General features: G+C 58.4%; 24 protein-coding genes, 1 tRNA gene and 1 pseudogene. 10 read left to right on the top strand and 16 right to left on the bottom strand.

The window, feature by feature from the left end; all coding sequences use genetic code 11:
* Nucleotides 1-23 precede the first annotated feature (23 nt).
* Nucleotides 24-770: an ABC transporter substrate-binding protein gene (locus ABH909_RS02095; protein ID WP_429430124.1), complete on the bottom strand. Its 747-nt coding sequence runs from the start codon at nt 768-770 to the stop codon at nt 24-26.
* A gap of 13 nt (nt 771-783) precedes the next feature.
* Nucleotides 784-1,557, bottom strand: coding sequence for an ABC transporter ATP-binding protein (locus tag ABH909_RS02090; RefSeq protein ID WP_007897462.1), 774 nt, complete (start codon nt 1,555-1,557; stop codon nt 784-786).
* A gap of 543 nt (nt 1,558-2,100) precedes the next feature.
* Here ABH909_RS02090 and gabP point away from each other — a divergent pair.
* Nucleotides 2,101-3,495 (top strand): GABA permease, encoded by a 1,395-nt coding sequence (gene gabP / locus ABH909_RS02085; RefSeq protein ID WP_429430122.1) that lies wholly within the window; start codon nt 2,101-2,103, stop codon nt 3,493-3,495.
* Between the two features lie 113 nt (nt 3,496-3,608).
* Here gabP and ABH909_RS02080 read toward each other — a convergent pair whose 3' ends face one another.
* The 4 genes and pseudogenes from ABH909_RS02080 to ABH909_RS02065 form a co-directional block, all read right to left on the bottom strand.
* Entirely contained in the window at nt 3,609-4,061 is a 453-nt protein-coding gene (locus ABH909_RS02080; RefSeq protein ID WP_429430121.1) for a hypothetical protein, read from the bottom strand.
* Between the two features lie 6 nt (nt 4,062-4,067).
* Nucleotides 4,068-4,484 carry a hypothetical protein gene (locus tag ABH909_RS02075; protein WP_429430119.1) on the bottom strand — a complete coding sequence of 139 codons (417 nt, stop codon included), beginning with the start codon at nt 4,482-4,484 and terminating at the stop codon, nt 4,068-4,070.
* Nucleotides 4,485-4,521: 37 nt separating this feature from the next.
* Nucleotides 4,522-4,770: pseudogene (locus ABH909_RS02070) on the bottom strand (alpha/beta hydrolase); the annotation flags it as partial.
* A gap of 46 nt (nt 4,771-4,816) precedes the next feature.
* The gene (locus ABH909_RS02065; protein ID WP_429430117.1) at nt 4,817-5,875 is read right to left on the bottom strand and encodes a PDDEXK nuclease domain-containing protein; all 1,059 of its coding nucleotides are present in this window, start codon (nt 5,873-5,875) and stop codon (nt 4,817-4,819) included.
* 263 nt (nt 5,876-6,138) lie between these two features.
* On the opposite strand from ABH909_RS02065, the gene ABH909_RS02060 reads away from it, so the two are divergent.
* Nucleotides 6,139-6,588, top strand: a complete 450-nt coding sequence (locus tag ABH909_RS02060) for a carboxypeptidase regulatory-like domain-containing protein (protein WP_429430115.1) — start codon at nt 6,139-6,141, stop codon at nt 6,586-6,588.
* Between the two features lie 288 nt (nt 6,589-6,876).
* On the opposite strand, the gene ABH909_RS02055 is transcribed toward ABH909_RS02060, so the two are convergent.
* From ABH909_RS02055 to ABH909_RS02030, 6 genes are all read right to left on the bottom strand, one after another.
* Complete coding sequence (locus tag ABH909_RS02055; RefSeq protein WP_429430113.1) at nt 6,877-7,341, bottom strand: hypothetical protein; 465 nt, start codon at nt 7,339-7,341, stop codon at nt 6,877-6,879.
* A 171-nt stretch (nt 7,342-7,512) separates the two neighbouring features.
* Nucleotides 7,513-7,588 (bottom strand) — tRNA-Phe (locus tag ABH909_RS02050).
* 103 nt (nt 7,589-7,691) lie between these two features.
* A complete protein-coding gene (locus tag ABH909_RS02045) occupies nt 7,692-7,964 on the bottom strand; it encodes an oxidative damage protection protein (protein ID WP_007897448.1) in 273 nt (90 codons plus the stop codon).
* Nucleotides 7,961-9,028 (bottom strand): A/G-specific adenine glycosylase, encoded by a 1,068-nt coding sequence (gene mutY / locus ABH909_RS02040; protein ID WP_429430111.1) that lies wholly within the window; start codon nt 9,026-9,028, stop codon nt 7,961-7,963. Before mutY ends, ABH909_RS02045 begins: the two co-directional genes overlap by 4 nt.
* Complete coding sequence (locus tag ABH909_RS02035) at nt 9,025-11,259, bottom strand: AsmA family protein (RefSeq protein WP_429430109.1); 2,235 nt, start codon at nt 11,257-11,259, stop codon at nt 9,025-9,027. Before ABH909_RS02035 ends, mutY begins: the two co-directional genes overlap by 4 nt.
* 77 nt (nt 11,260-11,336) lie before the next feature.
* On the bottom strand, nt 11,337-11,741 hold the full coding sequence (locus tag ABH909_RS02030) for an acetyl-CoA sensor PanZ family protein (RefSeq protein ID WP_429430107.1): 405 nt from the start codon (nt 11,739-11,741) through the stop codon (nt 11,337-11,339).
* A gap of 350 nt (nt 11,742-12,091) precedes the next feature.
* On the opposite strand from ABH909_RS02030, the gene ABH909_RS02025 reads away from it, so the two are divergent.
* The 7 genes from ABH909_RS02025 to ABH909_RS01995 all read left to right on the top strand — a co-directional run bounded on the left by ABH909_RS02025 (nt 12,092) and on the right by ABH909_RS01995 (nt 18,052).
* Nucleotides 12,092-13,756, top strand: coding sequence for an OFA family MFS transporter (locus ABH909_RS02025; protein ID WP_429430105.1), 1,665 nt, complete (start codon nt 12,092-12,094; stop codon nt 13,754-13,756).
* 267 nt (nt 13,757-14,023) lie between these two features.
* Nucleotides 14,024-14,617 carry an imidazoleglycerol-phosphate dehydratase HisB gene (gene hisB, locus ABH909_RS02020; RefSeq protein ID WP_007939452.1) on the top strand — a complete coding sequence of 198 codons (594 nt, stop codon included), beginning with the start codon at nt 14,024-14,026 and terminating at the stop codon, nt 14,615-14,617.
* Nucleotides 14,617-15,255, top strand: coding sequence for an imidazole glycerol phosphate synthase subunit HisH (gene hisH / locus ABH909_RS02015; protein ID WP_123500044.1), 639 nt, complete (start codon nt 14,617-14,619; stop codon nt 15,253-15,255). The genes hisB and hisH overlap by 1 nt, the downstream gene beginning before the upstream one ends.
* Nucleotides 15,256-15,516, top strand: a complete 261-nt coding sequence (locus ABH909_RS02010; RefSeq protein WP_429430103.1) for a DUF2164 domain-containing protein — start codon at nt 15,256-15,258, stop codon at nt 15,514-15,516. It begins immediately after the preceding gene.
* 99 nt (nt 15,517-15,615) lie between these two features.
* Nucleotides 15,616-16,365 (top strand): 1-(5-phosphoribosyl)-5-[(5-phosphoribosylamino)methylideneamino]imidazole-4-carboxamide isomerase, encoded by a 750-nt coding sequence (gene hisA, locus ABH909_RS02005; RefSeq protein ID WP_429430101.1) that lies wholly within the window; start codon nt 15,616-15,618, stop codon nt 16,363-16,365.
* A gap of 92 nt (nt 16,366-16,457) precedes the next feature.
* Nucleotides 16,458-17,228, top strand: coding sequence for an imidazole glycerol phosphate synthase subunit HisF (gene hisF, locus ABH909_RS02000; protein ID WP_007897430.1), 771 nt, complete (start codon nt 16,458-16,460; stop codon nt 17,226-17,228).
* A 68-nt stretch (nt 17,229-17,296) separates the two neighbouring features.
* On the top strand, nt 17,297-18,052 hold the full coding sequence (locus ABH909_RS01995) for a substrate-binding periplasmic protein (RefSeq protein ID WP_429430099.1): 756 nt from the start codon (nt 17,297-17,299) through the stop codon (nt 18,050-18,052).
* A gap of 84 nt (nt 18,053-18,136) precedes the next feature.
* On the opposite strand, the gene ABH909_RS01990 is transcribed toward ABH909_RS01995, so the two are convergent.
* The 4 genes from ABH909_RS01990 to gpmI all read right to left on the bottom strand — a co-directional run bounded on the left by ABH909_RS01990 (nt 18,137) and on the right by gpmI (nt 23,328).
* Nucleotides 18,137-18,919 carry a divergent polysaccharide deacetylase family protein gene (locus ABH909_RS01990; RefSeq protein WP_429430097.1) on the bottom strand — a complete coding sequence of 261 codons (783 nt, stop codon included), beginning with the start codon at nt 18,917-18,919 and terminating at the stop codon, nt 18,137-18,139.
* A gap of 1 nt (nt 18,920) precedes the next feature.
* The gene (locus ABH909_RS01985; RefSeq protein WP_123500034.1) at nt 18,921-20,240 is read right to left on the bottom strand and encodes a S41 family peptidase; all 1,320 of its coding nucleotides are present in this window, start codon (nt 20,238-20,240) and stop codon (nt 18,921-18,923) included.
* A 34-nt stretch (nt 20,241-20,274) separates the two neighbouring features.
* Nucleotides 20,275-21,567 (bottom strand): peptidoglycan DD-metalloendopeptidase family protein, encoded by a 1,293-nt coding sequence (locus ABH909_RS01980; protein ID WP_429430095.1) that lies wholly within the window; start codon nt 21,565-21,567, stop codon nt 20,275-20,277.
* 231 nt (nt 21,568-21,798) lie between these two features.
* Nucleotides 21,799-23,328 carry a 2,3-bisphosphoglycerate-independent phosphoglycerate mutase gene (gpmI, locus tag ABH909_RS01975; protein ID WP_429430093.1) on the bottom strand — a complete coding sequence of 510 codons (1,530 nt, stop codon included), beginning with the start codon at nt 23,326-23,328 and terminating at the stop codon, nt 21,799-21,801.
* A 153-nt stretch (nt 23,329-23,481) separates the two neighbouring features.
* Between gpmI and ABH909_RS01970 the strand changes: the two genes are divergently transcribed.
* Complete coding sequence (locus ABH909_RS01970; protein ID WP_095634209.1) at nt 23,482-23,895, top strand: rhodanese-like domain-containing protein; 414 nt, start codon at nt 23,482-23,484, stop codon at nt 23,893-23,895.
* Nucleotide 23,896 lies beyond the last annotated feature (1 nt).

The following is a 23,896-nucleotide window of genomic DNA, read 5'->3' as shown; positions in this document are numbered from 1 at the left end:
GGCGCCGGTCAGGCAGCTCAGAATCAATAGATGCTGAACGGGAAGTACTTGTCGTTGATCTTTTTGTAGGTGCCGTCAGCGACGATTTCTTTCAGCGCAGCGTCCAGCTTCTCGCGAATCGGGTCGTCCTTGCGCACAGCGATACCGATCTTGTCGCTTTCTTCCACCGGGTCGCCCTTGAATTCGTAAGCCCGGCCGGCGTCGCTTTTCAGCCATTCGTAGTTGACGTATTTGTCGGCGAGGATGGCGTCCAGACGTCCCGAAGTCAGGTCCAGATAGGCGTTTTCCTGGGTGTCGTAGAGTTTGATTTCGACGCCTTCCATGTTGTCTTCCAGCCAGGTGCCGGCCAGGGTCGCGCGTTGGGCGCCGATCACTTTGCCCTGCAATGACTCCTTGTCGGTTTTGAAGTCGACGTTTTTCGGTGCGATGAACTGCAACTTGTTGGAGTAGTACGGTGCGGTGAAGTCCACTGCTTGCTTGCGCTCATCAGTGATCGACATCGAGGAGATCAGGAAGTCGAACTTCTTGGCGTTCAGGGCCGGGATGATGCCGTCCCAGTCGGACGTGACCACGGTGCACTCGACTTTCATCTTGGCGCACAGGGCATCACCGATTTCTCTGTCGAAGCCGACGACATTGCCACTGGCATCTTTGTTGTTGAACGGCGGGTAGGCCGCTTCGATGCCCATCTTCAAGGTCTCGGCGGCGGCACCGGCGCTGAAAGCCAGGGTGACAGCAGCGGCCAGGAAGATTTTTTTGTAGTTCTGCATGCGGGTAGCTCCGTTAGCGGTTGCTGGACATGAATTGTTTGCAGCGTGCCGAAAGCGGGTTTTCGAACACCTGCTGCGGCGATCCTTGTTCTTCGACCAGGCCTTGGTGAAGGAACACCACTTCGCTGGAAACCTGACGGGCAAAGCCCATTTCATGGGTCACGAGCAGCATGGTGCGGCCTTCTTCGGCCAATGCGCGGATGACATTAAGTACTTCCTGGACCATTTCCGGGTCAAGGGCGGAGGTGGGTTCGTCGAACAGAATGACCTTGGGCTGCATCGCCAGGGTGCGGGCGATGGCCGCGCGTTGCTGCTGGCCGCCGGAGAGTTGTGCCGGGTAAGCATGGCGCTTGTCAGCGATGCCGACCTTGGCCAGCAAGGCTTCGGCGACTTCAATGGCTTCGGCCTTACTTTGTCCGAGTACGCGGCGCGGGGCTTCGATGATGTTGTCGAGCACGCTCATGTGCGGCCAGAGATTAAAGTTTTGAAATACAAAACCGATCTCGCTGCGCAGGCGATTGATCTGCTTGCCGTCGGCAGCGACCAGTTCGCCGTTCTTGGCGGCTTTGAGCTTGAGTTCTTCGCCGGCGACCAGGATCTGGCCCTGATGCGGGTTTTCCAGCAGGTTGATGCAACGCAGGAACGTGGACTTGCCGGAACCGGAGGAACCCAGGATCGAGATCACATCGCCGTCGCGGGCGGTCAGCGAGATGCCTTTGAGCACCTCAAGCTGTCCGTAGCGTTTGTGCAAGTTGCGGATTTCAAGCGCGGGCGTGGCCTCAGCCATGTGCGTTCCTCATAGTGTTTTGCGCTCCTGCTATTGGCGGCCTTCCTGGCGAGGCGGCCAAGCTAGCATAGCGTTCGAATGGCAGCCAACAGCGCTATGGACGGTAAACGGGTGGCATGTGGCAGGTTGTCGCATCGGCACAGCAGACTGTCGCCCCATCAACAACCGAACAGCCGTTTGAACACGTTTGGACGTGGCTGTCGCGTAAAAAAAGGCGCGATGTTGCCAGCTTTGTCGGGGTGTTGGAAGCGTTAACCGGACAAACGTTCCTGATCTGCACTTTTATTGTGCGGACCTGTATTTCTTGATGTGTTTTTGGTGCGCAGATTCGTTACTGAAGTGGGTGGCAGAGTAACGTTCTGGCGAAATGCCATTGATCTCAATGACTTGCGATAACTGCCCAATCAGCGTGCAGGCCCCGGGTGCCGGGCGCGTGAAACATTTTGGCGTAATTATTGCGTGCAGAATAAGAAACGCCCTGTTGGATTCTTTTTACGAGTCAGGTGGGGCGATGTAATCGCTTTCCTTGCAAAGGTAGTTTTAATGAGCAGTAGCCAAAGCTCCTCCAATGGCCTTGAACAAGGGCTAAAACCGCGTCATGTAACCATGCTGTCAATCGCCGGGGTTATCGGCGCCGGCCTGTTCGTCGGCTCCGGACACGCCATTGCCGCTGCCGGCCCGGCCGTGCTGCTGGCTTACGCGACCGCCGGTGCCCTCGTGGTGCTGGTCATGCGAATGCTCGGCGAGATGGCCGTTGCATCGCCAGATACAGGTTCCTTCTCGACGTACGCCGATCGCGCGATCGGTCACTGGGCCGGTTTCACTATCGGCTGGCTCTACTGGTGGTTCTGGGTTTTGGTCATCCCGCTGGAGGCTATCGCTGCCGCGTCCATTCTGCATGCCTGGTTCCCGGATGTGGCGATCTGGGCCTTCACCTTGGTTATCACCTTGCTGCTGACCGTAACCAACCTGTTCAGTGTAAAGAACTATGGTGAGTTCGAGTTCTGGTTCGCCCTGGTCAAAGTCATAGCGATCATCGGCTTTATCGGTCTTGGCATTCTGGCGATTTTCGGCTTCCTGCCGACCAGCCAGGTCAGCGGCGTGTCGCATTTGTTTGACACGCAAGGCTTCTTGCCAAACGGCATGGGCGCTGTGCTGGGTGCCATTCTGACCACTATGTTTTCCTTCATGGGCACCGAGATCGTGACCATCGCGGCTGCGGAGTCGAAGAATCCAGGCAAGCAAATTTCCAAGGCCACCAACTCGGTGATCTGGCGGATCGGCTTGTTCTATCTCGTATCGATCTTCATCGTCGTGGCTCTGGTGCCATGGAATGATCCGGTTCTGGCCAGCGTTGGTTCCTACCAGACCGTGCTGGAGCGCATGGGTATCCCGAATGCCAAGCTGATCGTCGATATCGTGGTTCTGGTTGCTGTAACCAGCTGCCTGAACTCGGCGCTCTACACTGCTTCGCGCATGATGTTCTCGTTGGGCAAACGCGGCGATGCGCCGGCCGTTTCCCAGCGCACCAACAGCAGCGGCACACCTTACTGGGCCGTGATGCTGTCGACCGCTGCCGCGTTTCTTGCAGTATTCGCCAACTACGTGGCCCCGGCCGCTGTGTTCGAATTCTTGCTGGCCAGTTCGGGCGCCATCGCGTTGCTGGTGTATCTGGTGATCGCGATTTCGCAACTGCGTATGCGCAAACAGCGTATGGCTCGCGGTGAAAAAATCGCCTTCAGCATGTGGCTGTTCCCGGGCCTGACCTACGCAGTGATCGTATTTATTGTCGCGGCCTTGACCATCATGCTGTTCCAGGAAGCCCATCGAGCGGAGATTCTCGCGACCGGTTTGCTGAGCCTGTTGGTAGTGGCTGCCGGGTTGTTTGTGGCTCGCCGTCGCAAGCTGCAGAAAGTGGGCGCGGTGGTGTTGAGTTGATTCGTACCGCGTAACGCAAAACGGCCGCTGTCAGTGATGACAAGCGGCCGTTTTTGTTTCTAATCAAGCAACAGCGCAAAACTACAGATCGTGTTACGGCTTAACACCGGCGTTTATTCGGTCTTTTCTTCCTGGGCATCCAGCGACTGACGATAACTGTCCAGCGCATCGCCAAAATCGGTGATGAACTGCGGATCGGTCAGCCAGGCCTGGGCGGCGTCGCGGTCCATGCCATCAGCCCACATGCGGTAGTCGATCAGCATGTCGGCGGCCAAATGTGTGGCGGCCATGGCTTCGTTGTCGGCGTTTTCCATGTCCAGCAGTTCTGGATGATCGCTGATGATTTCGGCGAGGTTCGACAGCAGGGTCAGCAGCATGTCGTTGCGGCTGGTGGCTTCTGCATCACGCATTTTGGTGAACATCGCCAGGGTGTATTCCGGGATCGGCTCGCCGATTTCGCCCAGGTCATCATCGAGTGCGGCGGGTTTTCTGCCGTGGATGTTGATTTGTTTGGCTTTGGTCTTGGCGCGTTTGGCGCGTTTGTGTTGCTTGTTCAGAGAGGCCATGGGAACTCAGTTCGATTTCTGTTGGTTTTGGGCTGCGATGGCGTCGGACGCCGCCACGTAGTCAGCCTGGAAGGCTGGGGATTCGATCCACGCCAGTGCGCCGGCTTCGTCCACTTCGGTGGACCATTGGCGATACTCGATCAGCGCGGCGACGATAAAGTCTGTCGCTGTTTCTTCGCCTTCCTGCTCCAGCACCAACGCGAGCAGCGGGTGTTCAAGGAAGGCCCTGCACATGGCTTGCTGGCTGATCTTTTGCGCGTCGATCATTTCTTTGAACAGGTCAGTCAGATCCACCGATTCGAAGTCGATGCGGTCGTCGTTCGGGTCCAGCTCGACCGGCGCGGCGGCCCGTTGGGTGCGGTTCTGCTTGGCCTTGGCTTTGGCGCGTGTGGCGCGTTTGTTCTGCTTGTTGGCGGAGGCCATGGGCGTCGTTCCGTAATTCGTTGAAAGGGCGCGTCCATCAACTGCGTGGCACTCGCCGCCCGGCTGTGTCGGGGGCCAGCTCGCCGGTTCGCAGCCAGGACAGAGCAATAGGCCATAGTGTGGCTTGGTATGCGCTACGAAAAAAGGCGAAATGTCCGACTTCTTGTTCATCGATGTCTGCGGGGGCGATTCGCAGGTGGCTGTTCGTGCTGTTGGTGAAGTAACCCAGCAACCGTTCGATGGCTGGAATCGTACCGTAAGGATCGTCGCTGATGCTTGCGGGTAGCTGCCAACGATAGTCTTCGCGCAGTGCATGAACAATCCACCCGCGCTTATCGGAGCCTCTGCTTGAGCAACCGCTCCTCAAGCACCGCCCATTCCCGATCCAGTTCTGTGCGAAGTTCCTCCTCGCTCGGCAGCACCAGCCGGTAGGTACTGGCAAATAGTTGTTCATTGCCTTGCAGCACTGAATAGCGCACCACCGATTCATCTTTCTGTGCGCAGAGAATGAGGCCGACGGTGGGACTATCCTCCGGTCCGCGCTTGAGGTCGTCGTACATGCGCACGTACATGTCCATCTGGCCGACATCCTGGTGGGTCAGTACGCCGCGCTTGAGGTCGAAGATGACGAAGCACTTGAGCAGGTAGTTGTAGAACACCAGATCGATGTAGAAGTCTTTGCTCTCGGTACTGATGCGTTGCTGGCGAGCGATGAAGGCGAAGCCTTTGCCCAGTTCGAGCAGGAAGCCCTGGAGTTGATCGATCAAGGCTTGTTCAAGTTCGCTTTCCTGGACCAAGCCCGCATTGGGCAGGCCGAGAAACTCCAGTAGCACGGGGTCACGGATGAATTCCCGAGGGCTGGCGTTCATTTGCTGGATGTTGGTGTCGGCTTCCTGTTTGACGCCAGCCCGGTCGCGGCTCGCCAGCAGGCGTTCGTAATAGAGGGTATTGATTTGGCGCTCGAGGGCGCGACTTGACCAGTTCTGCAGAGCGGATTCGTTCATGTACCAGTGGCGAGCGTTGTCGTTGTCGACTCGCAGCAGCCTGCGGTAATGGGTCCAGCTCAATTCGTGACGCAGTGCGTCACGAATTGGGAATGCTTGGTAGAACAGGCGCATGTAGCGAAGGTTGGAAGCGTCGAAACCTTTCCCAAATTGCTCCGTCAGTACTTTCGCCAGCGTCGACAGCAACTGCTTGCCATACACCGCCCGCCGAGCGCCTTCCTGCTCGAACTCCACAATATGCCGTCCGATCTGCCAACAGGTTTGCACCTGAACGGTATCGACCGCTCGCAGCACCTTCTGACGCGCTTCGCGGATCAATTCGCCAAGATTGCCGAGCAGCGAAGTGATTTGTGGATCTTGAGTGTTACCGGGTTTGAGAGGATTCATGAGATTTTCCGCGGCTGAAGGAAACAGGCGGAAGAGGATGGCAAGAGAGTGAGGGGCCGCGATGCCGGGCGCGGCTGGTAAATCGGAAGGAAAGGAGAATTTGTTTTGCAGGACCGGGCCGACGACAGCCCATGCATGAGGAGCACATCACGTAGTCCGATTCGCAGTTAGCCCAAGCGCTAATCGATCTAAAACTTGAACATTCAGCAACAAATCTAAAAAAGAGTAACGATTGGGTTCTATGCAACCCGGGAGTCGCCATCATGAAGTACGTCCATTCATTCATGCTGCCCATCGCTGCTGTCGGCGTATTACTGTTTCCAATCGTGCTTAATGCCGCCAGTCTTGAACCGATCGATCCCTCAGGCGTGCAAGTCCAGCAGCAACAGCAAAACGGGATTACCTACCTGTCTGGCGGTATCGGAGAGGATGAGGCTAAAGCTATCCAGCAAACAAAGGGCTACAACCTGCACATGACCTTCTCTACCGGTGTGGAGAACAAATATGTTCCGGATGTGAATCTGGTCATTCAGAAAGACCCGGGGCAGCCCGTGCTGACCCTGAGTGAGGCCGGACCGCTGGTTTACGTACAGCTGCCACCTGGCAAGTACACGGTCGTCGCGACACGCAATGGTGAGGAGCGGCGTGATACGGCGGAGGTAGGAAGTGGTGATGCGCGTAATCTGGTCTTCCATTGGGGCAGTGAAAACTAGCCGAAGAGAAACGACTTGCGCGATGCCTGATCAAATCGCAGACATAAAAAAACCCTGAATCTTGCGATTCAGGGTTTTGGTGTCCCGGAGACGGTACTCGGCTCGGCGGCGGAGTTTGTCTTTAGTTTGACTAAAGTTTGTCTAGATAAAGATGCTTGGTTCGGGCTTTGGAATCCATCGGCCTTTGTGTAAATCGCCTGATTTCTTCCTTGTGGGCAATACAGTTGTGCAGAGCTTCGAGTATGAGTGCGAGGCATCACCTGTTCGGTTTGTCCGTAACGAGCGGGACTATTCGTCGTCTTTGGATAGATTTGCTGCCAACTCGGCAACCGCTTCTTCCGCGGCCAGATTGAAATCATCAAGTACATCAGGCCTGGTAAGCCATTCCAGGGTTTCGGCCTCTGTGGCGCCATAAGCCCACTCCCGATAATCAATCAAAAAGGATTGACTGAGCATCGCCATCGATTCGGAAGCATCGCCCGTCTCGACCAGTTCCTGTTGAAGGTCGGGGGCTGCCGATATGACATCGGCCAGAGCGATGAATAGCGCGACAAACAGCGCTTTGCGGCTTTGGTTTTCCGCTTCATGAAATTGGGTAAACAGAGTTTCGAAGAACTCAGCCGGATAGGTATCTGGTTCATCAGACAAATCGTCGAACAGGGCAGGGTGGTGAATGCTTCGGGCTACGCGCTGTTGCTTGGCTTTTACCTTGGCGCGTTTGGCTCGCTTTTGTTGCTTGGTCACGGATGCCATGGGCTTCTGTCCTTTTCAGAAGAGAAATACTAGGCATTAAAGCGCAAACGTGCCGCGGTTTTAAGTCTTCCGATTGTAGGAGCAAGTCGTAGATGACAGCCTGAAATCGCGCCTGATCAAATCGCAGACATAAAAAAACCCTGAATCTTGCGATTCAGGGTTTTCGGTATTTGGTGCCCAGAGACGGAATCGAACCGCCGACACGGGGATTTTCAATCCCCTGCTCTACCGACTGAGCTATCTGGGCAACGGGGCGCATTAAACGGGTTTTTCAGGGGGTCGTCAAGCAAGTTTTCAAAAAATATTTAATTATTACCGTCGCTTACGATCCGACCCCCGGGAAAGCGGGATTATTCAGCCGGCGGAACGTAGCCTTCGGCCTTGGCGTATTCCTCGCCGGAAAAGAACTTGTCCATCTCGCCTTGAAGATATTTGCGGTCTTCGGCGTTCATCATGTTCAGGCGTTTTTCGTTGATGAGCAGGGTCTGGTGTTTCTGCCAGTCGGCCCAGGCCTTGGCCGAGACGTGGTCAAAAATATCCTGGCCCTTGGCGCCCGGAAATGGAGCGCGTTCCAGGGCGGGCAGTTCTTCTTTGTACTTGCGGCACATGATGGTGCGGGTCATGACGACTCTCCTGCGTTCAATACGGCAGCCGCGCGTTCGAGCAAGGTTTTGACCGGGGCGGCAAGGCCCAGGCGCGGCGGGGTGGCGAGGTTATACCAGAGCCAGTCGGCCTCGGCCACGTGATGGCCGGCTTCCTGGACTTGAACCAGCCAGGGTTCGATGGATAACTGAAAGTGGCTGAAGGTGTGCACCAGGCTCGGCAGTGCCTGTTGGCTGCCCAGTTCCAGCGAGTGCTGCGAAGCCAGATGTTGCAGGTCGTCGAGGTCGTCGAGTTCCGGCAGGCTCCAGAGGCCGCCCCAAAGGCCCGTGGAGGGGCGACGGTAAAGCAGAATCGCCCCTTCGCCATTGGCGAGCATCGGCATCAGCGTGCGCTTCTGTGGCACGGCTTTGCGTGGCTTGGGGATCGGGTAGCGGGTTTCCAGGCCCAGCATGTGCGCCTCGCAGCCCTTTTCCAGCGGGCAGAGCAGGCAACTCGGTTTGCTGCGGGTACAGAGCGTAGCGCCCAGATCCATCATCGCCTGGGTGTAGGCGTTGACCCGATCATGTGGCGTAAAGCGCTCAGCATTGGCCCACAGTTGTTTGGCAACCTTGGGCTCGCCCGGATAACCCTCTTGCGCGGTAAAGCGCGCCAGCACCCGTTTGACGTTGCCATCGAGGATCGGCGCCCGCAGGCCCATGCTCAGGCTGGCAATCGCGCCAGCGGTGGAGAGGCCGATACCCGGCAGATCAGTGAGCTTTTCCACGTCACGGGGAAACTCGCCGCCATATTCGGCAACGATAATCTTCGCGGTCTTCTGCAAGTTGCGTGCGCGGGTGTAATAACCGAGACCGGTCCACAGGTGCAGTACTTCGTCTTCCGGCGCGGCGGCCAGGGCTTCGACCGTCGGCAACGACGCCATGAAACGGTCGAAGTAGTTCAGCACAGTGCTGACCTGGGTCTGCTGCAACATGATTTCCGAGACCCATACCCGGTAAGGGGTGATGCCCTGCTGCCAAGGCAAATCGTGGCGGCCGTGGCGGTCGTACCAATCCAGCACCGCCGTTGAAAACTGCTCGGCTCTCATCGCTTGAACAGCCCCTTGAGCGCGTCTTTCAACTCCGGGCTGACTTTATCGCCAAGCTTCTCGTCGATTTTTTCGCTGATCCGCTCGCCAGCCAGTTTGCTTGCGACTTGCCCCATGCGTTCGTTGTCGAGACGGCAAGCCTTGGCACCCAGTTCCAACGGGCCACGGCAGCGCAGTGGCCACTCGATGCCGACGAAGCGCTCGCTGACTTGGCAGGCCGGGTCCGGCATGTCGCTCTTGTCGCCTTCGACGATCACGCCGACACGGTAATCCATGCCCAGCACTCGCAGGTCGATGTCGCCGTTACCGTTGACGGTCATGCCGGGGATGCGCACTTTCAGATCAGGGTTACTGGCCACGCCGTTGTGGAAGGTCAGGTTGCCCTTGAGCTCTTCGAACGGTGTGTCCTTGCCCCGTGGTTCGCCGGTGAGGGTTTTGCGATTCAGGGTGGCGATGCCTTTGCACAGTTGCTGTTCAAGATTGGCATTGAGCAGCACGCCGTTATTGATGACGAAACTGGCGTTGCCATTGAGGTTATCGATCAGCACGCTCTGGCTGTTGCCGCTGCTGGTCAGCGCGCTATCGAGCGTAACCAGGCCTTGAACCGGGGGATTTTTCCCCTGGCTTTCGAGGATTTTTTCTACAGGCACTTTGCTGATGCGCGTCTGCATATTCAGCGCCGGCACTTGCTGGCGCACGTCCAGGGTACCTTTGGCTTCGAAGTTGCCGTCGTACAGGTCACCGCGCAGGTTCTCCAGCGTCAGCTGGCCGCCAAGGCCTGTGGCCTTGAGGGCAGCATTCTGAATCGGCAGTTTGTCGAGGGTCAGCTGGCCGAAGGTCAGGTCGGCGTCCACGTCGAGTTTGCTCAGACGTTCCACCGGCAACAGACGCTCGGTGCTCCACGGGCCTTTGGTCGGTGAGGGTGGCAGCGGTGAACTGCCCGCGCCAGCCATGGCCTCGTTCTCGGTGCTGGCCACTTCGGCCTGACGCACCTGCTTCGCGCTGTTGGCTTCGGCGGATTTTGGCGGCAAGTAACGATCGACGTTGAAGGTGTCAGCCTTCAGGTTCAGTCGCAGCGATTGCTTGGCGAAGTCCTCGACAGCAATGCGGCCGCTGAAAGTGCTGTCGTCGAGTTTCAGGTTGAGGTTGTCGAGGGACAAACGGGTCGGCGTGCCGGCAACCTGGCTCACCAGCTCGACTTTGCTCAGGCTGCCTTCGGCCATCGCCGGGAGTTTCTGGCCGATGCTGTCGATGAATTTCGCCAGATCGAATTGAGCAATCGACAAGCCGCCGCTGATTTGCGGAGTCTTGTCCAGGTCATTGGCCTTCAGTTCACCCAAGGCGCGCAGCTGGTTGGCGGAGATCTTGATGCCGGTCCATTCGGCGACGTTAGCGGCCCTGTCCAACAGCAATTGACCTTGAGCGGCGAAGGTCATGGTCTTGCCTTGCAATGGATCGCCAGCGACTTCGCCGGAGAGTTTCATGTCTTCGAATTTGTAGCGCTGCAGCGCACGCTCGAAACGCAACTCGCCGGCCAGTTCGGTCCGTACCCGCAGAACCGGTTGGTTGGTACCGAGAAACGCGGTGAGTTTGACCGGGATGTTGGTCGAGTCATGAACCGGGCCAGTGCTCAGCTGGATGCTTTCGGCGCTGAATTGCTTGCCGGTTCTTTCGTCTCTGTATTCGACGCGGGCGTTGTTGACGGTCAGGCTGTCGATGTCCAGGCGGATCGGCTGGGCCGGTTTTTCTGCCTGAGCGGTAGTCGCTGGCGCCGGTTCGCCGGCAGCGGCGGGCGGCGTGGCGGAAGTACTCGGTGTGGCAGGTGCCGGAGCCTTGCCGATGTCTTCCCAATTGCCGTGGCCATTCTTGTCGCGATTGAGACGCAGGTTCAGGCCTTCGACACGCACATCGCTCATCTGCACTTCGCGGCGCAGCAACGGAATCACGCGGACCGACAGGCCGAGCATCTGCAAGTCGGCGAATGGTTCCGCAGGCTTGGCCAGGGTCGCAACGCTGGCTTCGTGCAATTCCAGGCCCAGCCAGGGAAACAGGCTCCAGCCGATATCGCCATTGAGCGTCAGCTCGATGTGGGCCTTGTCGCGGGCAATCTGGCGAATCTCGTCTTTATAGTCGTTGGGATCGAAGAGGTGGGTCAGGGCAAAGCCCAGCGCCACAATGATCAGCAACAGCCCGAGAAGTACCAGACCCAGGATTTTGCCGAACGCTTTCATGGGCGAGTCCTTGTATTAGTCGAATTCGAAATTTAGCCGGGGAGTATAGCGCTCCGAAGTGGCTGACCGGTCAGCGATCACGTCGGCAGCTCATCCAGCGGTACCTTCAGCTTAGCCGCCAGTGCTTGAGCTTCGAGGTGCCCGGCAGGCGCCAACAACCGCAATGTCGCGCCCGATTGCGACGCCATTTTCTGCGCTTCGTTCACCAGACGCTCGGCAACGCCACGGCGACGGGTGATTTTTCGTACGCATAAATGGGACAGATGCCAGACGTCCTGGTGCCGTTGCAAGCGTGCCGCACCCAACAGCCGATCGTTGAATCGTCCGGCGATCAACGAACCCTCCTGCAGGCAGTCTTCGATCAACTGCATATCGCCTGTGAATGGCGCAAACAGCCAGTCCGGGGCGTCGCGATAGATTTTCTGCAGATCTTGCTGATCCTGATAAGTGGCTTGGTTCAGCAGCTCGACAATGATCGGCATGGCGCTTCCTTTGAAAAGTTAATCCGGACCCGTAGGAGCTGCCGAAGGCTGCGATCTTTTGATCTTTTGTAACCTGAAGAGAAAGTCAAAAGATCGCAGCCTTCGGCAGCTCAATGCCGGGTGAACACATGTTCGTCCAGTGGTACGAGATCAGACGACGTACAAAAAGGTGATATCAGTTTGGTTTTTCTGTCACTTGCAAATGGTAACCTCTGCCCGTTCGTCCGTCCCTTCTGTGACGTGATGTCGCACCAAAATGGAGCTTCACCTAAAAAAAGTCATGCCTGCGTGCATTAAGGCTGGGGGTGAAGAACGGCTGGCGAACAATACTAATAATTGGGGGAAACACCATGACTACGAGCATCACGGCGGACGGCATCAAAGCCGACCAGCCCGCGTTCCTGTCCAAGGAGCGCATCATCGCCAGGCCCGGTTTCAACCGTTGGCTGGTACCACCGGCCGCTCTGGCCATCCACCTGTGCATCGGCATGGCCTACGGCTTTTCGGTGTTTTGGTTGCCGTTGTCCAAAGCCCTGGGCGTCACCAAGGCCGTGACTTGCGCGCCAGACATGAGCTTCATCGCTCAGGTCTTTTCGTCTCAATGCGACTGGCCGATCTCGATGCTCGGCTGGATCTACACCCTGTTCTTCATCTTCCTCGGCTGCTCGGCCGCGATCTGGGGCGGCTGGCTGGAACACGCAGGTCCTCGCAAGGCCGGTGTTGTGTCGGCACTGTGCTGGTGTGGCGGTCTGCTGATTTCGGCGCTGGGGGTCTATACCCACCAGATCTGGCTGATGTGGATCGGCTCCGGGGTCATTGGCGGTATTGGCCTGGGCCTGGGTTATATCTCGCCGGTCTCGACCCTGATCAAGTGGTTCCCGGACAAGCGTGGCATGGCGACCGGCATGGCGATCATGGGCTTCGGTGGTGGCGCGATGGTCGGCGCTCCACTGGCTGCAGCGCTGATGGGGCACTTCGCTTCGCCAACCAGCGTGGGCGTATGGCAGAGCTTTCTGGTGATGGCTGCGATCTACTTCGTGTTCATGATCGGTGGCGCGCTGTCCTACCGCGTTCCGCCAACCGGCTGGAAGCCTGAAGGCTGGACTGCTCCGGTGAAAAAAGCCTCGAACTCGATGATCACTCACCGTCACGTGCACGTGAATGTGGCGTGGAAAACCCCGCAATTTCGTCTGGTATGGCTGGTGTTGTGCCTGAACGTTTCGGCGGGTATCGGCATCCTCGGCATGGCTTCGCCGCTGTTGCAGGAAGTCTTCGCCGGTAAACTGCTCGGCACCGACCAGACGTTTGGTCAGCTGGATGCCGGGCAACTGGCTTCGATCGCAGCGATTGCGGCCGGCTTCACCGGTTTGCTGAGCCTGTTCAACATTGGTGGCCGGTTCTTCTGGGCTTCGTTCTCGGATTACCTGGGGCGCAAAAATACTTACTTCGTGTTCTTCGCCCTCGGTTTCGCGCTGTACGCGTTGATCCCGAACCTCGGTCATCTGGGCAGTGTCGCGCTGTTCGTGGCGGCGTTCTGCATCATCCTGTCGATGTACGGCGGTGGTTTTGCGACGGTGCCAGCGTACCTGGCGGACTTGTTCGGTACGCAAATGGTCGGCGCGATTCACGGTCGTCTGCTGACGGCGTGGGCGGCGGCGGGTGTGTTGGGGCCGGTGTTGGTGAACTACCTGCGTGAATATCAGCTGAGCATCGGCGTTGAACGCGCTGCGGCTTACGACATCACCCTATACATCCTCGCGGGCCTGTTGGTGCTGGGTTTCCTGTGCAACCTGATGGTTCGCCCGGTGGCCGACAAGTACTTCATGACCGACGCTGAACTGGCGGCCGAACAGGCGCTGGGCCACGACAAAGGTGCTGACGCCAGCACCGTACTGGAATGGAAAGCGGATGCGGGCACCAAGCCATTGGCGGTAGCGGCGTGGCTGGTGGTGGGCATTCCGTTGGCATGGGGTGTTTGGGTGACGCTGCAGAAGACTGCAGTTCTCTTCCACTAACGCAAAACCCCTGTGGGAGCGGGCTTGCTCGCGAAGAGGGAGTGTCAGTCGACATCAATGTTGCCTGGCACGCCGCTTTCGCGAGCAAGCCCCCACATTTGCTCTGCGTGGACATAGATTTTGTGTTTGCCGGCTTGTACTGACATGTCTATCCCCGACAGCAGGGGACTCACTCCGTCAGTGATATCACCTCTCGTGTTTCTGTTTAGCGCCCGCGACCCTATAATGGCTGCCTTTTTCGCCCCAATGATTTTTGCGGAGCTGGTGATGGCCGAACGTATGGCGTCTGTCGAGCGCGACACTCTGGAAACCCAGATCAAAGCCTCGATCAACCTGGATGGCACCGGAAAGGCCCGATTCGATATCGGTGTACCTTTTCTTGAGCACATGCTGGACCAGATCGCCCGTCACGGGCTGATCGACCTGGATATTGTCAGCAAGGGCGACCTGCATATCGACGACCACCACACGGTGGAAGACGTCGGTATCACCCTGGGTCAGGCCTTCACCAAAGCCATCGGCGACAAGAAAGGCATCCGTCGCTACGGCCACGCCTACGTGCCGCTCGATGAAGCGCTGTCGCGTGTGGTGATCGACTTCTCCGGCCGTCCTGGCCTGCAGATGCATGTTCCTTATACTCGCGCGACCGTCGGTGGTTTCGACGTTGATCTGTTCCAGGAATTTTTCCAGGGCTTCGTCAACCACGCCAACGTCACTCTGCACATCGACAATTTGCGTGGGCACAACACCCACCACCAGATCGAAACCGTGTTCAAGGCTTTCGGCCGCGCCTTGCGCATGGCCGTGGAGCTGGATGACCGCATGGCCGGTCAGATGCCGTCGACCAAAGGCGTTCTGTAATGCAGACGGTCGCGGTTATCGATTACGGCATGGGCAACCTGCACTCGGTGGCCAAGGCCCTCGAGCACGTTGGTGCCGGCAAGGTACTGATCACCAGCGATGCCGATGTGATTCGCGAAGCCGACCGGGTGGTATTCCCTGGTGTCGGCGCGATTCGCGATTGCATGGCGGAGATCCGTCGCCTGGGCTTCGACTCGCTGGTGCGTGAAGTCAGCCAGGACCGTCCGTTCCTCGGGATCTGCGTGGGCATGCAAGCCTTGCTCGACAGCAGCGAAGAGAACGATGGCGTGGACTGCATCGGCCTGTTCCCGGGTCAGGTGAAGTTCTTCGGCAAGGATTTGCACGAAGACGGCGAACACTTGAAAGTGCCGCACATGGGCTGGAACGAAGTGAAGCAGACGGTAGAACACCCGCTGTGGCACAACATTCCGGACCTGGCGCGTTTCTACTTCGTGCACAGCTACTACATCGCTGCCGGCAATGCGCGGCAGGTGGTGGGTAGCGGTCACTACGGGGTCGATTTCGCCGCAGCGCTGGCAGATGGCTCGCGTTTCGCCGTGCAGTTCCACCCGGAGAAGAGCCATACCCATGGCCTGCAATTGCTGCAAAACTTCGCTGCGTGGGATGGTCGCTGGTAAATGGCCGTCAAGAAGGGCAAGCCGCCGATCCTGAGCCTCACTCCCGAACAGGAGAACGAGGCCAATCACAAGATCAAACGCTTCATGGAAGACCGCTTCGAGCTGGACCTGGGTTCGTTCGAAGCGGCTGAAATCCTTGAGCTGTTTACCCGCGAAATTGCTCCGCACTATTACAACAGAGCGATTTTCGATGTGCAGACGCACCTCAAAGAGAGGTTCGAAAGCATCGAAAGCGACCTGTGGGCGCTCGAGAAAGCATAGGAGCAGCTTCAAGCCGCAAGCTTCAAGCTGCAAGAATTGGTACACCGCTCGCTTGCAGCTTGTAGCTTGCAGCTTGCCGCTCTTTGACGAAGGAAAAGCATGCTAATTATTCCCGCTATCGATCTTAAAGACGGTGCCTGTGTTCGTCTGCGCCAGGGCCGCATGGAAGATTCCACGGTGTTCTCCGATGATCCGGTGAGCATGGCTGCCAAGTGGGTGGAAGGCGGTTGCCGCCGTCTGCATCTGGTCGACCTGAACGGTGCTTTCGAAGGCCAGCCGGTCAACGGTGAGGTGGTCACCGCCATCGCCAAGCGCTACCCGAACCTGCCGATTCAGATCGGCGGCGGTATCCGCTCGCTGGAAACCATTGAACACTACGTCAAAGCGGGCGTGAGCTACGTGATCATCGGCACCAAAGCCGTGAAAGATCCGGCTTTCGTTGCTGAAGCTTGCCGCGCGTTTCCGGGCAAAGTGATCGTAGGTCTGGATGCCAAAGACGGTTTTGTCGCCACTGACGGCTGGGCTGAAATCAGCACCATTCAGGTGATCGACCTGGCCAGGCAATTCGAGGCCGACGGCGTGTCCGCGATCGTTTATACCGACATCGCCAAAGACGGCATGATGCAAGGCTGCAACGTTTCGTATACCGCCGCTTTGGCCGCGGCGACGAGGATCCCGGTGATCGCTTCCGGCGGTATCCACAATCTGGGTGACATCAAGTCGCTGCTCGACGCCAAGGCGCCAGGCATCATCGGCGCCATCACGGGCCGCGCGATTTATGAGGGCACGCTTGATGTGGCAGAAGCTCAGGCTTTCTGTGATAACTACGCGGCCAGCTCCAAGCTGTAAGCTGCAAGCCGCAAGTTAAAAGCGCGACCGCGATCCGCTTTACTTGCAGCTTGTAGCTTGAAGCTTGCAACTCTTAATCGGAGATTAAGCCCATGGCTCTGGCCAAACGCATCATCCCTTGCCTGGACGTGGATAACGGCCGGGTGGTCAAGGGCGTCAAGTTCGAGAATATTCGCGACGCCGGCGACCCGGTGGAAATTGCCCGTCGTTACGATGAGCAAGGTGCTGACGAGATTACCTTTCTCGACATCACCGCCAGCGTCGACGGTCGCGACACCACGCTGCATACCGTCGAGCGCATGGCCAGCCAGGTGTTCATCCCGCTGACCGTCGGCGGCGGCGTGCGTACCGTGCAAGACATCCGTAACTTGCTCAATGCCGGTGCGGACAAGGTTTCGATCAACACCGCAGCAGTGTTCAACCCGGAATTCGTCGGCGAAGCGGCTCAGCATTTCGGCTCGCAGTGCATCGTCGTCGCCATCGACGCGAAGAAAGTGTCCGGTCCGGGCGAAACCCCGCGCTGGGAAATCTTCACCCACGGTGGTCGCAAGCCAACCGGCCTCGACGCCGTTGAGTGGGCGAAGAAGATGGAAGGCCTCGGTGCCGGTGAAATCCTGCTGACCAGCATGGACCAGGACGGTATGAAAAACGGCTTCGACCTGGGCGTTACCCGCGCCATCAGCGATGCGCTGGGGATTCCGGTGATCGCGTCCGGCGGTGTCGGCAACTTGCAGCACTTGGCCGACGGCATCCTCGAAGGCCACGCCAGCGCGGTATTGGCGGCGAGTATTTTCCACTTCGGCGAATACACCGTGCAGGAAGCCAAGGCCTACATGGCTCATCGCGGCATTGTGATGCGTTAAACAGGCCGGTGGACAGCATGGCGGGCTCAAGGCACTCTTGGGCACGCCATGGATTCCGGTAGCCCGACATGTTTAAACGTCTTCTTCTTGTCCTCGCCAGCGCTTCTCTGTTGTTCACCAACGGCGTTCACGCCGCAGAAAATCCCGGCACCGATCTGGTGTTGCTGACGGAAAACTTCCCGCCGTACAACATGGCGAAGAATGGCAAGAACTTCGCTCAGGACGAGAACATCAATGGCATCGCCGTGGACATCGTCCGTGAGATGTTCAAGCGCGCCAACATCACCTACAGCCTGACGCTGCGTTTCCCTTGGGAACGAATCTACAAACTCGCCCTGGAAAAACCCGGTTATGGCGTGTTTGTGATGGCGCGGTTGCCGGATCGCGAGAATCTCTTCAAGTGGGTCGGCCCTATTGGCCCGGACGACTGGATCATGCTGGCCAAGGCCGATAGCAAGATCACCCTCGAGTCGCTGGAGCAGGCGCGCAAATACAAGATCGGCGCCTACAAGGGCGATGCGATTGCCGAGACACTGGCCAAGCAAGGATTGAAACCGATTGTTGTGCTGCGGGATCAAGACAACGCGAAAAAACTCGTCAACGGTCAGATCGATCTGTGGGCCACCGGTGACCCGGCAGGCCGCTACCTGGCGCGCCAGGAAGGCGTGAACGGGCTCAAGACCGTGCTGCGCTTCAACAGCACCGAGCTCTACCTGGCGCTGAACAAAGACGTACCGGACGAAACTGTCGCCAAGCTACAAGCCGCGCTGGATCAATTGCGCCAGGAAGGCATGGTGGACGAAATCATGTCGCGGTATCTCTAAACTTCAACACCGAACCTTGTGCCATGCACCATCAAATGTGGGCGCGGGCTTGCTCACTCCCACATTTGTCTGAGGTGTAGCAAATTAGCGGTAAACCCCATCCTTGCCATGTGCAGCCGTCGCACGATTGCCGCGCACGCTGATCATTTGTTGGATATCGATCCAGTCAATGCCCTGAGCCTTGAGTTTGGGCAATTCACGTTCAAGCACCGCCAATGTCTGCGGATACGGATGCCCGATCATCACCGCAGAACCCTGCTTGCGCGCCAGGCTGATAGCCGTTTGTAGCTGAGTGAAAATCGCGGCTTCAGTGGGCTCGTCATCGAGGAACACATCCCGTGAAACGCTCGCCAAACCGATCTTCTGCGCCTCGGCGGCGGCCACGGTTTGTGCACTGGTGCGGCTGTCGACGAAAAACTTGTGTCGACGCTGCAAGTCGGCCATCAGCCAGGCCATGGCCGGTTGCTGGGCGGTCATGCGGCTGCCCATATGGTTGTTGATGCCCGCGGTATATGGCACAGCCTTGAACGCCGCGTTCAAGCGCGTCTCGAGCTCTTCGATGGGCAACTCGGGATGCCAGGCGAATGGCCCGGTGGCCGGGGCCATGGGCATGTGCAGGATGACGGTCTTGCCGGCGCGATGGGCTTCGCGGGCGAACTCGGTGGCGTGAGGGGTATCGGGCATGATTGCCGCAGTGACCGGGCCGGGCAGCGCCAGCACGCGGCGATCCTGAGGCAGGTTCTGCCCCAGGTCATCGATGATCAGGCTCAGATAAGCCTTCGCCGGTGTGGCCGCCGTCGTGGCAGGCGCCGCGTGAGCGACACCTACCAGACAGCACAGCAGGCCGAGGAGCAACCGCAGGCGCATCTCAGCGGCCGGAAGTGATGCTCAGCCCTTTGAGCAGGCTCAAGGCCTGGGCCAACTGGTAATCGTCATCCTGCGGCATGGCCTTGGCTTTGCCACCGGAACCGGTTGGTTTATCGGCGCCGCCGTTGCCATTGCCCAGGTGACCTTGCAGATCGGCTTCCTTGAAGTATTCGCCGTCCTGCTCGTTGGTGATCTTGGCCCTGCGCACTTCGATGTCCGGGACAATGCCCTGAGCCTGAATCGAGCGGCCGTTCGGCGTGTAGTAAAGCGCCGTGGTGATTTTCAGTGCGCGCTCGTTGTTCAGCGGCAACACCGTCTGCACCGAACCTTTGCCAAAACTGGTGGTGCCCATGACTACTGCGCGTTTCTGATCCTGCAGGGCGCCGGCAACAATTTCCGAGGCCGAGGCGCTGCCGCCGTTGATCAGCACGACCATTGGCACGGCTTCGCTTTCGTCCTTGCCGGTGGCGGAGAAGCGCAATTCGGAATTGGCGATGCGGCCCTTGGTGTAGACGATCAGGCCCTTGGTGATGAAGTGATCGACCACTTCCACCGCCGATTGCAGCACGCCGCCGGGGTTGTTACGCAGGTCGAGGACGATGCCGCTGAGCTTCTTGCCGTTGTCTTTGCGCAGCTTGGCCAGGGCCTTGGAGACCTCTTCGCCGGTCTTGACCTGGAACTGGGTGATACGGATGTAGCCGTAGCCGGACTCCAGCAGCTGGCTCTTCACGCTCTTCACTTGAATGATGGCGCGGACCAGGGTCACGTCGAACGGCGCACCGCCGTCGCGTACCAGGGTCAGGGTGATTTTCTGGCCGATCTTGCCGCGCATCTTGTCGATAGCTTCGGTCATGCTCTGGCCGCGAGTCGGCTGGCCGTTGATCTTGACGATGAAGTCGCCGGCCTGAATGCCCGCCTTGGAGGCCGGGGTGTCATCGATGGGCGAAACCACTTTGATGAAACCGTCTTCGGCACCGACTTCGATGCCCAGGCCGCCGAATTCGCCGCTGGTGCTTTCCTGCAATTCAGCGAAGTCTTCCGGGCCGAGGTACGCGGAGTGCGGGTCGAGGTTGCTGAGCATGCCTTTGATGGCGTTTTCCAGCAGGGTCTTGTCGTCCACCGGTTCCACATAGGCGGCCTTGATCCGGTCCATGACTTCGGCAAAGGTGCGCAACTCATCCAGCGGCAATGGCGCCTTGGTGGTCGCAGCAGTGCCCGCAGGTGCGATCACTGGGGCAGGCTCGGCGGCAAACGCCAACGGTGCGCCGATCACCAGGGCAATCGTCAGGGCCAGCGAGGTAAGGCGGGACAAATACAGCATGTCGAACGAACTCCTAATGTAGGTGACTCAACGCCTATCCTTGCGCGCGACACCATTGCGCCGGATCACTCGGGTGACCCTGCTGACGAATAGCGAAATACAGTGCAGGAGTGTCCTGGCCGCCACTGTTACCGACAGTGGAGATGGACTCACCGGCTTTTACCACGTCACCCGCAGACTTGAGCAGCGTCTGGTTGTGACCGTAAAGACTCAAAAAACCGTTGCCGTGGTCGAGGATCACCAGCAACCCGGCGCCTCGCAACCAGTCGGCAAACACCACGCGGCCGCCGTGAACGGCATGCACTTGGCTGCCGGCGGAGGCGCTGATCATTACGCCGTCCCATTTGGTACGGGTATCGTCGCCACGGCTTTCACCGAAGCGCGCCAGCAGTCGACCATTAACCGGCCATGGCAGTTTGCCGCGGGTGGAAGCAAAGGGGCCGCCAAAGGTTTCGCCAGAACTTGAAACCAGTGCGCCGGGTGTCGATTTAACGGTTTTGCGTGGGGCGTCAGTGGCCTCTGCTTCAGCCTGAGCCTCACGTAAACGCTTTTTTTCGGCTTCCTGCTGGGCGATCAGCGCTTTTTGCCGCGCCTCTTCTGCCTCTCGGGCCTGACGGGCCAGGGTTTCTTCAATGGTTTTAAGGACTTTAGACAGGTCTGCCTGATCCTGCTCGCGCGCCGCCAGTTTCTGATCGCGGGCCTTCACCTCGTCGCTGAGTTTGGCCAGGACTTGCTGGCGCTCCTTGCGGACCTTGTCGAGTTCGTCGCGCTGGCTGTCGAGGCTGCTTTTGTGCACCAACAATTGCGCCTGCTGCATGGCGATGTCTTTTTCGACATTGGCCAGTTGGCGCAGGGTTTCGTTGAAATTCTTCAGCTGCTCCAGGCGGGCCTGGCTCAGGTAGTCGTAATAGGTGAGGGTACGGGCGAATTTTTCCGGGTTCTGTTGGTTGAGCAGCAGCTTGAGGTATTCCTGACGCCCATTCTGATAGGCCGCGCGGGCCTGGATGGCGATCAGTCGCTGCTGTTCAATGCGCGCGCTCTGGAGTTTTTTTTTCTCGGCATCGAGTCGCTGCAGCTCGGATTCGCTTTTCTGCAGCTCTTTTTGCAGGGCTTCGACCTGCTTCTCGAGCTTGCCCATCTCGGTTTCGGTGCTCTTGAGGTCTTTCTGCACTCCGGATTTTTCTTCCTGGAGTTTACCCAGCATTTTTTTCAGCTCGGCAATGTCCTGACGCGTGGCGTCCAACTGTTGTTGGGTTTGCGTGCGCTCGTCGGCGAAGGCCGGTTGAAGCAGGCAAGTCAGGGCAAGGGCTATCAGGACGCGAAGCATAGAGGCGGGCGACACCAGGGAAAGGGACGGCCTAGTATGCCCGCCAAGCGCAGCAAAAAAAATGCCCAATTGGGGCTGTGTGATAACTGGACAAAAAAACACCGCAAAACCAATGTGGGAGCGGGCTTGCTCGCGAATGCGGTGTGTCAGGCAACGTTGATGTCGACTGATACACCGCATTCGCGAGCAAGCCCGCTCCCACAGGGTTTTGGCGGTGTTTGATAGGGCGGATTACACCAGAATCGAAGTCCCGGTCATTTCCACAGGCTTCTCAAGCCCCAGCAACATCAGCATGGTCGGCGCGACATCCGCCAGCACGCCGCCGTCGCGGACCTTGAAGTCCCGCTTGCCGACATAAATGAACGGCACCGGCTCGGTGGTATGGGCGGTGTGCGCCTGGCCGGTGGTTTCGTCGGACATTTGCTCGACGTTGCCATGGTCAGCGGTAATCAGGGCTTCGCCGCCGACTTTTTCCAGCGCATCGACGATACGGCCGACGCACAGGTCCAGGCACTCGACCGCTTTGACTGCTGCTTCGAACACACCGCTATGGCCGACCATGTCGCCGTTGGCGTAGTTGACCACGATCACGTCGTAACGCTGATTTTCAATGGCGTCGACGATGCGGTCGGTGACTTCCGGGGCACTCATCTCGGGCTGCAAGTCATAGGTGGCGACTTTCGGCGACGGGATCAGGATGCGTTCTTCGCCGGGGAATGGTTCTTCGCGACCGCCAGAGAAGAAGAAGGTCACGTGGGCGTACTTCTCGGTTTCGGCGATGCGCAGCTGCGTCTTGCCGTTTTTCGCCAGGTAATCGCCCAGCACGTTGTCCAGGCTGCTCGCGGCGAAGGCCGATGGCGCGGGGATGCTGGCGGCGTATTGGGTCAGCATGACGAAACCGGCCAGTTTGGGCTGGCGAGCGCGTTCGAATTCCTTGAAATCGTCTTCAACGAACACGCGGGTCAGTTCGCGGGCACGGTCGGCGCGGAAGTTCATGAAGACTACGGCGTCGCCGTCTTCGACTTTCACCGGCTCACCGATGCTGGTGGCTTTGACGAATTCGTCGCTTTCGCCACGCTCGTAAGCGGCTTGCAGGCCTTCCTGTGCGGTGGCGGCGTTGAATTCGCTGGCGCCATCGACAATCAGGTTGTAGGCCTGGGACACGCGATCCCAACGGTTGTCGCGGTCCATGGCGTAATAACGGCCAATGATGCTGGCGATCCGGCCTTTGCCGAGGGCTTCGAAGGTCGCGTCCAGCAACTCGATCGATGACTGGGCGCTTTTCGGTGGTGTGTCGCGGCCGTCGAGGAAGGCGTGCAGGTAGATTTTCTCGGCGCCGCGCTTGTAGGCCAGTTCAGCCATGGCGACCAGGTGATCCTGGTGGCTGTGAACGCCGCCATCGGACAGCAGGCCCATGAAGTGCACGGCTTTGCCGGCAGCAACGGCTTTATCCACCGCGGCGCAGATGGTCGGGTTCTCGAAGAACTCGCCGTCGCGGATCGCTTTGGTCACGCGGGTGAAGTCCTGGTACACCACGCGGCCGGCGCCGAGGTTCATGTGACCGACTTCGGAGTTGCCCATCTGGCCGTCCGGCAAGCCGACGTCCATGCCGCTGCCCGAGATCAGGCCGTTCGGTACGGTAGCCCACAGGCGGTCCAGTACGGGCTTCTTCGCCGCATAGATGGCGTTGGATTCAGGGCTCTCACTGTGACCGAAGCCGTCGAGAATAATCAGGACCAAAGGTTTAGGCGTGGTAGTCATGGATTCCACTCGTGGCTGAATTAAAAGAGGGCGATGGAAAAGGGAGTAGGAGTTTAAAGCGAAGTTCCGACGCCGTCACCGCCGGACGGGGTTTGGCCCACCATAGTGGCTGTGTATACTGGCCGACATTTTAACGCCCTGGAACCTCCTTCGATGGTTGCTAACCTGATTCAATTCGCCACTAACCACTATCTGCTCGTCGGTCTTTTCGTTGTACTGCTGGCGTTGCTGATCGCTTATCAGATGCAAGGCGGCGGCCGCAGCCTGAGCACCGGTGAACTGACCGGGCTGGTCAACAAGGATGCGGGCGTTGTGATCGACATTCGTTCGACCAAGGATTTCACCGCTGGTCACATTGTTGGCGCGTTGAACATTCCTCACGACAAACTGACCGCTCGCGTCGGCGAACTGGAAAAGCACAAGGCCAAGACCATTATCCTGGTCGACGCCATGGGCCAGACTGCCGGCACTCATGCCCGCGAACTGATGAAAGCCGGCTTCACCGCCGCCAAGCTGTCCGGCGGTATTTCCAGCTGGAAAGCCGACAATCTGCCGCTGGTGAAGTGAT

This window comes from Pseudomonas sp. BS3782 TE3695, from assembly GCF_050435305.1.
Taxonomy (GTDB): Bacteria; Pseudomonadota; Gammaproteobacteria; order Pseudomonadales; family Pseudomonadaceae; genus Aquipseudomonas.
The sequence above is the reverse complement of the archived record's forward strand: the minus strand, read 5'-3'. Positions and strand labels throughout refer to the sequence as shown.